Raw genomic sequence first — 14,404 nt, forward strand, 5'->3', positions numbered from 1 at the left:
GGGCCGGCATCGGCGATCAGTTGGTTGATTTCGGCCGGGTCGATGTCTAGCCGTATCAGCAGGCTGGGGTCTTCGGGGCCGGCATTGAGCAGCCGGCCGCTGACCGGCATGGTCACCGAGAGCACCAGAAAATGCAACGGGTCGTACACGTAGCGCTCATCACCCAGGCACACTTCTTTGCTGCCATGGGCGAACACGCACAGCGCGGGCTCGGCGAGGGTACTTGCCGATGGGCGGCAGTGTTCATAGCGCACCAGTTGCAGGCCCGGTACGGCACAAGCGTGGTAGCCCTCACCTTCGGGCGTCGATCGGGTGTGTTTGCGAATCAGCCCCGCCAAGGTTTGCCGCTGCTGTTCCATCGCGGCGGCCAAAGGCTGGGGAATGTGTTCGGCCATGCTCATGGAGTGCTCCCGATCAGGCGGCTGCTTGGGTTACAGGGTACTTATGGGCAAGCTCGGGCGGTAGGCCGATCCTGCATGATGCTTGCCTGATCCTGCGCGAAGCCTTGGCGGTGCGGCTGGCGGGCATCGCCTGCGCAGTGGCGTGCGTTCGCATCTGTGCAGGGTGTTGGCCTGCCCGCAGGATCAGGCAAGCACTGCGCAGGATCAAGATAACGCCGGGTTAACCCGGGCGGTATTCTCTGTAGCTGTGAGCGTTTTTCCACCCTCTATCAGGGAGAGGCAGCATGACCCAGAACCCAGCCGTCAGCCATTGTGTATTCATACGCGCTTACCCGGGGCGCAGCGTGGCCTTGGGCGAGTGCCTGGGGCGGCTGGTTGAGAGTACGCTTGGCGCTGCCGGGTGCTTGCAATGCGCTGCGCAGCGGGCGGCCCACGATCCAAGCACGTGGATGCTCAGTGCCCAGTGGGCCAGCGCCGACGCCCTGGCCGGTTGGCTCGCATCGCCGAACATGGACGTATTCAGCTTGTTGGTGCGCGACCGATTGATTATCCACCTGGATGTGCAGGCCTTCGACTCGGTTATCACCCGGCCTGCCGCACCCGCACTGCGCTACGTGGGCAGATTCAGCTGGGCCTGCGCATCAAGAATTTTTCACCCAAGCGGAAGTAGTCCGCGGGCCCCCCGCCGCGCAGAATCGGATCGGCTGCCGCGGTGTCGTAAACGCCTTCCTTGAGCAGCGCCTTGGCAATGTGAACCGCGACCACCTCCCCGAGCACCAGCCAACTGTCGACCGGCTGCTGCTGCGCTGTTTGCAACTGCACGATTTGCGTGACTTTGCATTCGAAGGCCACCGGGCTCTCCTTTACCCGGGGCGCGGCGACTTTGCGTGAAGCTACGGGCGTGAGGCCGGCCAACTGGAATTCATCCACCTGCGGTGGCACCGCGGCGCAACTCTGGTTCATCGGCTCGGCCAAGGCGAAGGTGGCCAGGTTCCAAACGAATTCACCGGTGGCTTGGATGTTGCTCAGGCTGTCTTTGTGCCCCACGCTGCTGAAGCCGATGATCGGTGGGGTGTAGTTGAAACCGTTGAAGAAGCTGTACGGCGCCAGGTTCAGAGTGCCGTCTACGGCGCGGGTCGACACCCAGCCGATGGGGCGTGGGCCCACGATGGCGTTGAACGGGTCATGGGGCAGGCCATGGCCGAGGGCCGGTTCGTAATAATAGATGTCGTCGCTCATCGTGCTGCGGCTCCTATGTAGGCCGGTGAGGTTCATTGAGGCAGGCGGTTGACCATAGGCTGTAACCAGATGTTGCGGCGGCGCCCCTGCGCGGCTATGGTGGCCCGCGTTCTTATTAGCACGGAGTGGCGATGGGCGGGCCGGTATTTCCCTGGCGCAATGGCAACCGTTTCGAGTTGTTGATCGACGGCCCGCGCTTTTTCCCCCGTATGCTGGCCGCCATCGAGCGGGCTCAGGCGCAGGTAGACCTTGAATTGTACCTGGTCGAGGCCGGCGCCTGTGCCGAGGCCGTGGTGGCGGCCCTCGAAGCCGCTGCCCAGCGTGGTGTGGCAGTGCGCTGCCTGTTCGACGGCTACGGCAGCCTGAAGCTGGGCAGTGCATTGGTGCTGCGCTTGACCGAGGCCGGTGTGGAGCTGCGCCACTACAACCCGGTGCACTGGCGGCGTGGTATGCGCAACCTGTATCGGGACCACCGCAAGTTATTGCTCGTCGACCGCGAGCTGGCGGTGGTTGGCGGCACCGGCCTTACCGACCAGTTCTGGCGGCCCGGTGCCGAGCAAAGCGAGTGGCATGAAACCATGGTGCAAATCGACGGGCCATTGGTCGCCGATTGGCAGATGCTCTTCGACCGCCAATGGCGCGCCAACCTGCGCCGCACCGAATGGCGCCCGCCCACGCATTTCGGTTTGCCGCGCCTGCCCAAAGTGCCTTCGCAAGGCGAAGGGTTCGGCCGGGTGGCCTACGCCGATGCGCGCCAGCACCGCGACATATTGCGATCGCTGGTGCGCGCGCTGAACAGCGGCCAGCGCCGCATCTGGTTGGCCACGCCTTATTTTTTGCCGACTTGGACGGTGCGCCGCTCGCTGCGCCGCGCCGCCAGCCGGGGCATCGATGTGCGCTTGCTGCTGACCGGGCCGCGCACCGACCACCCCTCCGTGCGTTACGCCGGGCACCGTTATTACCCGCGGTTGTTGCGCGCGGGTGTGAAGATCTTCGAATACCAGCCGTGTTTTTTACACCTGAAGATGGTGCTGGTCGATGAGTGGGTCAGCATAGGCTCGTGCAATTTCGACCACTGGAACCTGCGTTTCAACCTGGAAGCCAACCTTGAGGCCCTCGACCCGGCCCTGACCGCGGCAGTGCAGGCCAGCTTCGAGCACGACTTCGGCCAAAGCCGGCAAGTCACCCTGGATGCCTGGGAGGCCCGCCCTTTTTTGCGCCGGGTACAGCAGCGCCTGTGGGGGTGGCTCGACCGCTGGGTGGCGAACATGCTCGACCGCCGAGATTGAGTGCCGGCAGCAAAAGGCACCGGCAACAGGGCGCTACCCACTGTTAAGACACCACACTGGCGCCCGCGGTGGGGGGCGAAAACGACTAGGCTTTGGGAACACTTCAAGGAGCCTATGTGATGAGCGCGAAGAAGATATTGATGCTGGTGGGCGACTACGTCGAGGATTACGAGGCGATGGTGCCGTTCCAGGCGCTCCAGATGGTAGGCCACAGCGTGCAGGCCGTCTGCCCCGGCAAGGCCGCCGGGGACACGGTGCGCACCGCCATCCATGACTTCGAAGGTGACCAGACCTACAGCGAAAAGCCCGGCCACTTGTTCGCGCTCAACCAGGATTTCGCCCAGGTACACGCGGTGGACTACGACGCCCTGGTCATACCCGGGGGCCGCGCGCCGGAATACCTGCGCTTGAACGAAGGTGTGCTGGCCATCGTCAGCCACTTCGCCGAACAACGCAAACCCATTGCGGCCGTGTGCCACGGCGCCCAACTGCTGGCCGCCGCCGGTGCCCTGGACGGGCGGGAATGCAGCGCCTACCCAGCCTGTGCACCGGAGGTGAAACTCGCCGGCGGGCGCTTCGTCGACATCGAGCCCAGCCAGGCCCATGTGGAGGCCAACTTGGTTACCGCCCCCGCATGGCCGGCGCACCCGGCCTGGTTGGGGGCGTTTTTAACGTTATTGGGTACGCAGATCACCTTGTAAGCGGGTGAGGTGGTTCAAAAGCTGGCTGCACCATTCAGGCCGCCACGAACCGCTCCGCATAATGGCACGCTACCTGCCGCGTACCCACCGGCCGAAACGCGGGTACCTCGGTGGCACATCTGTCCGTGGCATAGGGGCAGCGCTTATGGAACGCGCAGCCAGGCGGCGGGTTGAGTGGGTTGGGCAACTCGCCGGCGATCTTGATTCGCGGCTTGGCCGGGTCAGGCTTGATCGTCGGGGTGGCCGATAGCAGCGCCTGGGTGTAGGGGTGCAGCGGGTTGGCGTAAAGGTCTTCTTTCGGGCCCATTTCCGCCGGGCGGCCCAAGTACATCACCAACACGTCGTCCGCCACGTGGCGCACCACCGCCAGGTTGTGCGAAATAAACACATAGGCGGTGCGGTATTGCTGCTGCAGGTCCATGAACAGGTTCAGCACCTGGGCCTGGATCGACACATCCAGCGCCGAGGTGGGTTCGTCGGCCACCAGCACCTTCGGTTGCAGCATCATTGCCCGGGCCAGGGCGATACGCTGGCGCTGGCCGCCGGAAAACATGTGCGGGTAGCGCTGGTAATGCTCGGGCCGCAGCCCCACCTGGTGCATCATCGCCTGGACCTTTTCCCGTCGCTGCTCGCGGCTGAGGTCGGTGTTGATCAGCAGGGGCTCGGCCAGTTGGTCGCCGACTTTCTGCCGCGGGTTGAGCGAGGCGTAGGGGCTTTGGAAAACCATCTGCACGTCGCGGCGCATGGCCTTGCGTTCTGCTTTGTTGGCCCCGGCCACCTCGCGCCCGCCGATTTGCAGCGAGCCTGAGGTGGGTTGTTCGATCAGCGTCAGGGCGCGGGCCAGGGTGCTTTTGCCGCAGCCGGACTCGCCCACCACGGCCAGGGTTTTGCCGGCCTCCAGTTGGAACGACACGCCGTTGAGCGCGCGCACCAGCGCGTGGGGCTTGAACAGCCCGGTGGGCACTTCATAGTGGCGCGTGAGTTCGCGCGCGGTGAGAACGACGCTCATCACGCCACCTCCTGGTTCAACGGGTAAAAGCAACGCGCCAGGCTTTGGCGCTTGGGGTCCAGGGCCGGGCGTTGTTCCCGGCAATTGGCCTGTGCATAAGGGCAGCGCGGCGACAGCAGGCAGCCGTGGGGCCGGTCATAGCGACCCGGGACCATGCCTGGCAGCGTGGCCAGGCGCGCAGCACCCTGGCTGTGTTCGGGAATGGCCGCCAGCAGCGCTTCGCTGTATGGGTGGGCCGGCTCGTCGAACAATTGCGGCACCTGGCCCAGTTCGACGGCTTGCCCGGCGTACATCACGCACACCCGCCGGGCGGTTTCGGCCACCACCGCCAGGTCATGGGTGATCAGGATCAGGGTCATGTTCTGCTCTTTCTGCAGGCTCAGCAGCAGCTCCATGATCTGTGCCTGGATGGTGACGTCCAGGGCGGTAGTGGGTTCATCGGCGATCAATAGCTTAGGCTCGCCGGCGATGGCCATGGCGATGGCCACGCGCTGGCTCATGCCCCCGGAAAGTTGATGGGGGTAGGCGTCCAAGCGGCTTTCCGGGGCCGGGATTTCGACCTTGCGCAGCAGCTCCAAGGCGCGCTGGCGGGCAGCCTTGCCGGTCAGCCCAAGGTGCGCGCGCAGCACTTCCTCGATCTGGAAGCCCACCGTATAGCTGGGGTTGAGCGCGGTCATCGGGTCTTGGAAGACCATCGCCAGGTCCTTGCCGACCACCTTGCGCCGCTGGCGCCGGCCCAGGCGCAGCATGTCGTTGCCGTCGAACTGCATCGAGTCGGCGGTAATGATGCCCGGGGCATCGACCAGCCCCATCAAGGCCATCATGGTCACCGATTTGCCCGAGCCGGACTCCCCGACAATGGCCAATACCTCGCCGCGTTCCACCGTAAGGCTCAAGCCGTCCACCACCGGGACCGCGTTCTTGTCACCAAAGCGCACGCTGAGGTTGTTGATGTCTAGCAATGCCATGTGAAGCTCCTCAGATCGCGTTCTTCAGTTTCGGGTCCAGCGCATCGCGCAGGCCGTCGCCCATCAGGTTGATCGCCAATACGCTGAGCAGGATGGTCAAGCCCGGCAGGCTCACGACCCACCAGGCGCGCTCGATGTAGTCGCGGGCCGAGGCCAGCATGGTGCCCCATTCGGGCGTGGGCGGTTGCACACCCAAGCCCAGAAAGCCCAGCGCGGCGGCGTCGAGGATGGCCGACGAGAAGCTCAGTGTGGCCTGCACGATCAGCGGCGCCAGGCAGTTGGGCAGCACGGTGACGAACATCAGCCGCGGCAGGCTCGCACCGGCCAGGCGCGCAGCGGTCACGTAGTCGCGATGCAACTCACCCATTACCGCGGCGCGCGTCAGGCGCACATACGAGGGCAGCGATACCACGGCGATGGCTATCACGGTGTTGATCAAGCCTGGGCCGAGGATCGCCACAATGGCGACCGCCAGCAACAGCGAGGGCAGTGCCAACATCACGTCCATCACGCGGGTGATCGCAGGCCCCATCAGCCGCGGGAAAAAACCCGCCAGCAGGCCCAGCAGGATGCCGGGGATCAACGACATCACCACCGATGACAAGCCGATCAACAGCGACAGCCGCGCGCCGTGGATCAAGCGCGACAACAGGTCGCGGCCCACTTCGTCGGTACCGAGCAAGAAGGTAAACCGGCCGCCTTCCAGCCAAGACGGCGGGGTGAGCAGGGCGTCACGAAATTGTTCGCTGGGGTCGTGCGGCGCCACCCACGGGGCGAACAGCGCGCAGAACACCACCAGCAACATGAACGCAAGGCCGGCCACCGCACCTTTGTTGCGCGAGAATGCGTGCCAGAACTCCTTGAACGGCGAGGGGTAAAGTAGGCTCTGGTCGGCGGGGGTTACAGGGGTTTGGCTATTCATGACAACACTCTCAACGCTGGTGGCGGATGCGTGGGTTGGCCAGGCCGTAGAGGATGTCTACGACGAAGTTGACCAGGATCACCAGGCAGGCGATCAGCAGGATGCCGTTTTGCACCACCGGGTAGTCACGCGCGCCGATCGCTTCGATCAGCCATTTTCCGATACCCGGCCAGGAAAAAATGGTTTCAGTCAGCACGGCCCCTGCGAGCAGCGTGCCCACCTGTAAGCCGAACACCGTGAGTACCGGGATCAGTGCGTTGCGAAGGCCATGCACGAACACCACGCGCACCGGCGACAGGCCCTTGGCGCGGGCGGTGCGGATGTAATCCTCGCGCAGCACCTCGAGCATCGAGGAGCGGGTCATGCGCGCGATCACCGCCAGTGGAATGGTCCCCAGCACAATGGCGGGCAGTATCAGGTGCTTGAGTGCATCGAGCCAGGCGCCGGGGTCGTCGCTGTAGAGCGTGTCGATGAGCATGAAGCCGGTCCGCGGCTCGATGTCGTAGAGCAAGTCGATGCGCCCGGACACCGGCGTCCAACCCAGGCTCACCGAGAAGAACATGATCAGGATCAAGCCCCACCAGAAAATCGGCATCGAATAGCCTGCCAGGGAGATGCCCATCACTCCATGATCGAACAGCGAACCCCGCTTGAGCGCGGCGATCACCCCGGCCAGCAAACCCAAGACGCCGGCGAAGAGCAACGCGGCGATGGACAGTTCCAGGGTGGCCGGGAACAGGTTGAGAAATTCGCTCCACACACTGGTGCGGGTGCGCAACGACTCGCCCAGGTTGCCATGGGCCAATTGGCCAATGTAGTCGAAGTATTGCGCGTACAGCGGTTTGTTCAGGCCCAGCCGTTCCATGGCTTGTGCGTGCATCTCTGGGTCTACCCGGCGTTCTCCCATCATGACTTCGACCGGGTCGCCAGGGATCAGGCGAATCAAGGCGAAGGTCAGCAAGGTGATGCCAAAGAACGTGGGTATCAACAACCCCACGCGGCGGGCAATAAAGCTGAGCATTTGTTTGGATACCTCATCGGCCGGTTAGGCCGGGGCCAGGGCCCCGGGGCCGGCGGTCGCGCAGGGTATGCACGGCGCCGGCAATCATTCACTTCACCTGGGTTGTGGCGAAGTTGTTATTGGTCAGGGGGCTGATATGGTACCCCTCGACGTTTTTACGCAGCGCCACGAAAAGCTTGGGGTAGGCCAGGCTGATCCACGGCTGCTGTTCGTTGAAAATGACCTGCGCTTGCTCATAGAGCGCGGCGCGCTTGGCCGGTTCTGTTTCGGCGCGCGCTTGTGTGATCAGGGCGTCGAAGCCTTTATCGCACCAACGCGCGGTGTTCTCGCCGCTTTGGGCTGCATCGCAGCTCAGGTTCTGCGTAACGAAGTTATCGGGGTCGCCGTTGTCGCCGGCCCAGCCGTAGAACAACAGGTCGTGCTGGCCGAGCTTGGCCGCCTTGACCATTTCGCCCCATTCCATTACACGGATGTCTAGCTTCAGGCCCACCTTGGCCAGGTCCGCTTGCAACAATTGCGCCGACAACCCTGGGTTGGGGTTGGACACCCCGCCGCCGTTACGGGTGAATACCGTCAGCGTGGTGCCCTCCGGCACCCCGGCCTGCTTGAGTAATGCGCGGGCCTTGGCCGGGTCGTACGGCAGGTCCTTGACCGCGGCGTTGAAGCCCAGCACCGTTGCCGGGTAGGGGCCGGTGCCGGGCACCGCGTTGCCGTCGCCGAACAGGGTGTTCACCAGGTTGGGCTTGTCTACCGCCATTTGGATCGCCTGGCGTACCCGCACATCCTTGAGCCACGCATGTTGCGTATTCATCGCCACGTAGCTGACCACCAGCGCTTGCAGTTCGTCCACGCGCAAGGCGGGGTCTGCCTTCAGGCCCTTGATGTCGTCGGGCTTGGGGTAAAGCGCCACTTGGCACTCGTTGGCGTGCAGTTTTTGCAAGCGGGTGTTGGCATCCACGGTGATGGCGAATACCAGCGGGTCGGCTGGTGGCTTGCCTTTAAAGTAATCGGGGTTGGCTTTATACCGGACTTGGGCGTCTTTGGTGTAGCGCGTTAGGATAAATGGCCCGGTACCGATGGGTTGGCTGTTGAGTTTTTCCGGGGTACCGGCCTTGAGTAACTGGTCGCCGTACTCGGCGGAATAGATAGACGTGAAAGGCATCGCCAGGTCGCGCAAAAACGGTGCTTCGGCGTGCCGGAGGTGGAACACCACGGTCATGTCGTCGGCCTTCTCGATGCGCTCGATCAGGTCTTTGAGGCCCATGGATTCGAAATAACCATAGCCCATCGGCGCTTTGTCGTGCCAGGGGTGCCGGGGGTCGAGCTGGCGCTGAAGGCTCCACAGCACGTCATCGGCGTTGAGCGTGCGGCTCGGCTTGAAGTAGTCGGTGGTTTGGAACTTCACCCCTGGGCGCAGGTGAAAGGTGTACTGCTTGCCGTCGTCGCTGATTTCCCAGCGCTCAGCCAGGCTGGGTTCGATGTTGGTGGTGCCGGGGCTGAAGTCGACCAGCCGGTCGAACACCGTGTAGCCCGCCGCGTCGATGGTAGTGCCTACCGTTGTCTGGGCAACGTCGAAGCCCTCGGGGCTGGCCTCGGTGCACACCACCAAAGGTTTGGCTGCGCCGCTGGCGGCGACGCTGAACAATGCCGCCGCCAGGGCGGTGCGTAGTGCTGGCTGTTTCATGCTGGGCCCTCTTCGTGTGTACAGCGTAGTTGCCCCTGCCAGCGGTGCTGCCGGCAGGGGCTGCGGTTTACAGAATGTTAAAAGGGACGGTGGTCACCACGCGCAGTTCGTTCAGGCTGCCGTCTACCTGGTATTCGCTGGCGCGGTGGGCGGTGTAGGTGGCGCGGATGCTGCTGTTTTTCAACGCACCGCTCTGCACGGTGTACGCAGTGCCAACGCCGTACTCGTAGTGGCTTTCGCCATTTACCCCGGCCATGTCATAGCCGGTGCCCTTGTAGTGGGTGCCGTCGATGCCCCAGCCGCGTGCCGTATACAGGTTGAACTTAAGGCCTGGCGCGCCGTACTCGGCCATGTTCAGGCTGTAGCCGAACTGCAGGGATTTCTCGTTAGGGCCGTTGAAGTCCGACAGCAGCGAGTTGGCCAGGAAGATCCCGTTGGTTTCATGCAGGTAGTCGAAGTACTCGTTGCCGTTCACTTGCTGCCAAGCAGCCATCACGCTGTGCGCGCCATGGCTGAGGGTGAAGGCCAAGCTGTAGGTATCGTTGTCGATGGCACCTAACTTGGCGCTGCCTTGATCGCGGGTTTTGTAGTAATTCAGCGCGGTGTTCAAGGCCAGCACGGCCGGGTCGCCCAGGTCATGGGCCAGGCCGATGTAGTACTGGTTCCAGAAATCCTTGGCTTGGGTGGCGTAAATGCTGGTTTCCAGGCTTTCCAGTGGCTGGTAGGTGAACCCGGCGGTGCTGGCATGGTCGGTGGATACCCCACGGTTGCCGTACTCGGCAACGAAACGGGTCAGGCTTTGCTCGGTACGCGGCGACACCCGGTCGAAGGTGCCGGCATCGAGGCTCAGGTTATTGAACTCGGCGCTGTGCAGGCTCAGGCCCTCGAAACTTGACGGCAAGGCGCGGTTGCCGACGCTGGCGATCATCGGCGTGTCCATGTTCTGCCGCCCAGCCGTGAGCGTGGTATTGGCCACCCGTGCCTTGAGGTTGCCCAGGCCTCGCTTGCTCCATTGCCCCACGGCATCGCCGTCGCTGTCGGTTAAGGTGCGGTTGCCGCCGCCGGCGATGCGGCCACGGCCCTGCTGCAGGGCAATTTCATTGTATGCCGCCGCTTCCGCGCCAAAGCCTACGGTGCCCTGGGTAAACCCTGAGGTGTAGCGCAGGATGGTGCCCTGGGTCCAAGCGTCACGCAGGCGGGTGGTTTCGCGGGTGCCGCCCTTGAGGATGTAAAAACGTGTGTCGCGCTTGGTGCGCTCCTGGGCGAAAAAGTTTTTCGTCGAACCCGACAGCACTTGGCCTGGGGCGAAGCCGGTGGCTTCGGCCTGGGTGTTGTTGGCCTTCAATTCGGTGGGTACGAACGCCTGGCCGGCAGGGGCGGCCAGTGCCGCCGAGGCAGTGCTGGCCAGGGCTGCGGCCAGAAAGGTGCGTTGCGTCAACTGCATGTGTGTTGCTCCATTTGTTTTCTAGTTGTTTAACCGGCTTGTGCGAACCGGGTGTTGCGGGTGTAGCAAACGTTTGCTTAGGGCAGATCGCGCCTATTCGACGACAGGTTGGCTATCGCCGGGGGCATGAGGGTGGTTCAGTCGACCCATTGCACGTCGGTGAAGCTGTTACGGCCCAGCGGGCTGACGACGAAGCCTTCTACCTGGATGCTGACGGGCTGGTTGACAGTGGAGTGGGCGATCGGGGTGATCGGCACCTGTTGCTTGAGCCGCTGTTGGGCCTGTTGGTAAAGCGTGGTGCGGGTCGCGCGGTCCGTGCTGTGCTTGGCCTCGGTCACCAGGCGGTCGTAGGTGCTGTCGCACCAGCGGGCGGCATTATTGCTGCCGATACTGGCGCAGCTGTAGAGTGTGGCCAGCCAGTTGTCCGGGTCGCCGTTGTCACCGGTCCAGCCGAGCAGGGCGATGTCGTGCTCGCCATTTTGGGTGCGTTTCAAGTATTCGCCCCATTCATAGCTGACGATATTCGCTTTGATACCCACCTTGGCCCAATCGGCCTGGAGCATCTCGGCCATCAACCGGGCGTTGGGGTTATAGGGGCGCTGTACCGGCATGGCCCAGAGGGTGACCTCGGTGCCTTCCTGTACGCCTGCCTGGCGCAACAACTGCTTGGCTTTTTCTGGGTCGTAGGGCGCATCTACCAGGGTGGTGTCGTAGGACCACTGCGTGGGCGGCATGGCATTGACCGCCAATTGCCCAGAGCCGTGGTACACCGCCTTGAGGATGCGCGGCTTGTCGATGGCCATGTCCAGCGCTTGGCGCACGGGCAATTGGTCGAAGGGCGCGCGTTCGGTGTTATAAGCCACGTAGCCCAGGTTGTAGCCGGCCTGCTGCAGCACTTTGATGCCCGGCGCTTGCTCCAGCGCCGGCAAATCCGCCGGGCGCGGGTTGAGCGTGACCTGGCATTCGTTCCTGCGCAGCTTTTGCATCCGTACCGAGGCATCGGTATTGATAGCGAACACGAGCTGGTCGAGCTTCACCCGCTCCGGCGCCCAGTAGTTTGGGTGGGCCCTGTAGCGGATTTGCGCATCTTTTTGGTAGCGCGCGAACCGGAACGGCCCGGTACCGATGGGTTGGTGGTTGATGTCGCTAGGCTTGCCCTGGGCGAGCAACTGCGCGGCATACTCTGCCGAGAGGATCGCGGCGAAATTCATCGCTAGGTTCTGAATAAAGGCGGCATCCACGTGCTTGAGGCGGAACACCACCGTCATCGGCCCGGTTTTGCTCACCTGTTCGATGTTGCGGTCCAACCCCATGCTGGTGAAGAACGGAAACTCCGAAGGGTAAGCGCGGCGGAATGGGTGCTGCGGGTCGAGCATGCGGGTAAAGGTGAACACCACGTCGTCGGCGTTGAAGTCGCGGCTGGGCTTGAACTGTGTGTTGCTGTGGAATTTCACCCCGGGGCGCAGGTAAAAAGTCCAGGCCAGGCCATCGTCGCTCACCTCCCAACGTTCGGCCAAGGCAGGCACCGCGAGCGTGCCGCCTTTTTCGAACTCGGCCAGCCGGTTGTAGATTGGCTCGCTCGCATCATTGTCGGTGCCGGACGTGTACTGGGCGATGTCGAAACCCGCCGGGCTCGCTTCGGAGCAGAATACCAGCGTGCTCGCAGCCTCGGCGCTGGCCAGCCAGCTCAGCCCGAGCAGGGCTGCAATCATTGTGTTGTGCGTGCTCATGGGGTGTATCGAAACCTCTTGGTCAGGGAACCATTGCGTGGGCCGCGCCCGAATTTGGGCAAAACGGTGGCCACACGCGGACACTAGGTTCCGGCACCAGGGGTGGGTAGAAGAGTTTTCAGCAAAACCTGTGGGAAAGTTCGGCAATCGCTTTGCGCGTAGGCGCCGCCCCGGTGCTCGCGGCACCGGGGCAGGCCCATTGGCTAGCGTTGTGCGTCAGTTCTTGATGCCGACACCGTAGAAGGAGTTCAGGCCCAAGGGGCTGATCTTGAAGTCGACCACGCTGGTACGCATCGGCTGGTACACCGTGGAGTGCGCGATGGGGGTGTAAGGCACCTGCTGCTTGAGCAACTGCTGGGCCTTTTCGTACAGCGGCGTGCGGTCGGCTTGCTGGGGCGTTGCCTTGGCAGCCTTGATCAGCTTGTCGTAGTCCTGGTTGCAGAACTTGGCGAAGTTATTGCCGTTAACGGCATCACAACCAAACAGCGTGCCCAGCCAGTTGTCCGGGTCGCCGTTGTCACCGCTCCAACCGATCAGCATGGCGTCGGTTTCGCCGGCCTTGGCGCGCTTGATGTACTCACCCCATTCGTAGCTGACGATCTTGGCGTTAATGCCGATTTTCTTCCAATCGGACTGCAGCATTTCGGCCATCAGCTTGGCGTTGGGGTTGTACGGCCGTTGCACCGGCATGGCCCATAGCTGGATCTCGGTGCCTTCCTTCACGCCGGCTTCCTTGAGCAGCGCCTTGGCTTTTTCCGGGTCGAAGGGCGCGTCCTTGATGGATTTATCATAGCCCCATTGGGTCGGTGGCATGGCGTTGACCGCCAGTTGGCCGGCGCCTTGGTACACCGCTTCGATGATCCGCGGTTTATCCACCGCCATGTCCAGCGCCTGGCGCACGCGCAGGTCATCCAGCGGCTTGTGGGTTACGTTGTACGAGATATAGCCCAGGTTGAAGCCCGGCTGATTGGGCATCTGCAGGTTTTTGTCTGCTTTAAGCGGCTCGAGGTCGGCTGGGCGAGGGTATGCGGTAACCTGGCACTCGTTATTCTTGAGCTTCTGCGCCCGTACCGAGGCGTCGGTGGTGATGGCGAAGATCAAGTTATCGATCTTCACGTCCGCCGGGTTCCAATAGTCCTTGTTGCCCTTGTAGCGTATTTGCGAGTCTTTTTGATAGCGGCCGAACACGAACGGGCCCGTGCCGATGGGTTGCTGGTTAATCAGCTCGGGCTTGCCTTCCTTGAGCAGTTTGTCTGCATATTCGGCCGACTGGACAGAGGCGAAGGGCATGGCCAGGTCTTGGATGAAGGCCGCGTCGATCGTGCCCAAGTGGAATTTGACGGTGTAATCGTCGACCTTCTCGATCTGCTTGATGTTGTCGTTCATGCCCATGTCGGTGAAGTACGGGAACTCGGTGGGGTACGCCTTACGAAACGGCATGTTCGGGTCGAGCATGCGGTTAAAGGTGAACAACACGTCATCGGCGTTGAACTCGCGGGTGGGCTTGAAATAGTCGGTGGTGTGAAACTTCACGCCTTGGCGAAGGTGAAAGGTGTACGTCAGGCCATCATCGGCCACATCCCAACTGGTCGCCAGGCCCGGGATCACGGTGGTGCTACCGCGTTGGAACTGGGTCAAGCGGTTGAAGACGGTTTCCGCGGACGCATCGAAGTCGGTTCCGGTGGTGTACTGCCCTGGGTCGAAGCCAGCAGGGCTGCCTTCCGAACAGAACACCAGGTTGGAAGCGGCCTGTGCCAGCGGGGTCGCGGCGAACAGGCCAGCACCAACGAGAAACGGAATGACTGCATGTTTGAGCATGGTGGCCTCATTGTTGTCATTTTCAGAAAAGAGGGCAGCCTTATGGGCGCCCTGCGGATACTTATGCAGGGCGCGTACCCAGTGCAATGCTGCCGGCTGCGACTTATCTCAAAATGCTGTCCCGACGTACTAGAATGTCGCATCGATGTAATTCGATAACACAGGCCGGTAGGGCAGG

Annotated in this window: 13 protein-coding genes; 3 read left to right on the forward strand and 10 right to left on the reverse strand. The window is 62.8% G+C overall.

The features are described 5' to 3' along the window. The coding region (locus tag HAQ05_RS01290) for an AraC family transcriptional regulator (RefSeq protein WP_190416780.1) at positions 1–401 on the reverse strand (401 nt) is incomplete at its 3' end. Positions 402–685: 284 nt separating this feature from the next. Between HAQ05_RS01290 and HAQ05_RS29360 the strand changes: the two genes are divergently transcribed. Next, positions 686–1,135 carry a putative quinol monooxygenase gene (locus HAQ05_RS29360; RefSeq protein ID WP_190416781.1) on the forward strand — a complete coding sequence of 150 codons (450 nt, stop codon included), beginning with the start codon at positions 686–688 and terminating at the stop codon, positions 1,133–1,135. Here the strand turns inward: HAQ05_RS29360 and HAQ05_RS01300 are convergent. Then, the gene (locus HAQ05_RS01300; protein WP_190416782.1) at positions 1,026–1,640 is read right to left on the reverse strand and encodes a flavin reductase family protein; all 615 of its coding nucleotides are present in this window, start codon (positions 1,638–1,640) and stop codon (positions 1,026–1,028) included. The two genes, HAQ05_RS29360 and HAQ05_RS01300, sit on opposite strands and share 110 nt — an antisense overlap. Positions 1,641–1,771: 131 nt before the next feature. Here HAQ05_RS01300 and HAQ05_RS01305 point away from each other — a divergent pair, with 131 nt between their 5' ends. Continuing rightward, positions 1,772–2,929 (forward strand): phospholipase D-like domain-containing protein, encoded by a 1,158-nt coding sequence (locus HAQ05_RS01305; protein ID WP_190416783.1) that lies wholly within the window; start codon positions 1,772–1,774, stop codon positions 2,927–2,929. Positions 2,930–3,045: 116 nt separating this feature from the next. Beyond that, entirely contained in the window at positions 3,046–3,630 is a 585-nt protein-coding gene (locus HAQ05_RS01310) for a DJ-1/PfpI/YhbO family deglycase/protease (protein WP_190416784.1), read from the forward strand. A gap of 34 nt (positions 3,631–3,664) precedes the next feature. Here HAQ05_RS01310 and HAQ05_RS01315 read toward each other — a convergent pair whose 3' ends face one another. The 8 genes from HAQ05_RS01315 to HAQ05_RS01350 all read right to left on the reverse strand — a co-directional run bounded on the left by HAQ05_RS01315 (position 3,665) and on the right by HAQ05_RS01350 (position 14,226). Further along, on the reverse strand, positions 3,665–4,639 hold the full coding sequence (locus HAQ05_RS01315) for a peptide ABC transporter ATP-binding protein (RefSeq protein WP_190416785.1): 975 nt from the start codon (positions 4,637–4,639) through the stop codon (positions 3,665–3,667). After that, on the reverse strand, positions 4,639–5,607 hold the full coding sequence (locus tag HAQ05_RS01320; RefSeq protein ID WP_190416786.1) for an ABC transporter ATP-binding protein: 969 nt from the start codon (positions 5,605–5,607) through the stop codon (positions 4,639–4,641). The genes HAQ05_RS01315 and HAQ05_RS01320 overlap by 1 nt, the downstream gene beginning before the upstream one ends. Before the next feature lie 10 nt (positions 5,608–5,617). After that, the gene (locus tag HAQ05_RS01325; protein ID WP_190416787.1) at positions 5,618–6,529 is read right to left on the reverse strand and encodes an ABC transporter permease subunit; all 912 of its coding nucleotides are present in this window, start codon (positions 6,527–6,529) and stop codon (positions 5,618–5,620) included. Positions 6,530–6,539: 10 nt separating this feature from the next. Further along, entirely contained in the window at positions 6,540–7,550 is a 1,011-nt protein-coding gene (locus HAQ05_RS01330) for an ABC transporter permease subunit (protein WP_190416788.1), read from the reverse strand. Between the two features lie 88 nt (positions 7,551–7,638). Beyond that, positions 7,639–9,234, reverse strand: coding sequence for an ABC transporter substrate-binding protein (locus tag HAQ05_RS01335; protein ID WP_190416789.1), 1,596 nt, complete (start codon positions 9,232–9,234; stop codon positions 7,639–7,641). Positions 9,235–9,301: 67 nt separating this feature from the next. Then, positions 9,302–10,678, reverse strand: a complete 1,377-nt coding sequence (locus HAQ05_RS01340) for an OprD family porin (RefSeq protein WP_190416790.1) — start codon at positions 10,676–10,678, stop codon at positions 9,302–9,304. 137 nt (positions 10,679–10,815) lie between these two features. Continuing rightward, the gene (locus HAQ05_RS01345; RefSeq protein WP_190416791.1) at positions 10,816–12,408 is read right to left on the reverse strand and encodes an ABC transporter substrate-binding protein; all 1,593 of its coding nucleotides are present in this window, start codon (positions 12,406–12,408) and stop codon (positions 10,816–10,818) included. A 216-nt stretch (positions 12,409–12,624) separates the two neighbouring features. Continuing rightward, complete coding sequence (locus HAQ05_RS01350; RefSeq protein ID WP_190416792.1) at positions 12,625–14,226, reverse strand: ABC transporter substrate-binding protein; 1,602 nt, start codon at positions 14,224–14,226, stop codon at positions 12,625–12,627. Between the last annotated feature and the right edge of the window lie 178 nt (positions 14,227–14,404).

The sequence above is a fragment of the Pseudomonas typographi genome (assembly GCF_014694385.1).
GTDB lineage: Bacteria > Pseudomonadota > Gammaproteobacteria > Pseudomonadales > Pseudomonadaceae > Aquipseudomonas > Aquipseudomonas typographi.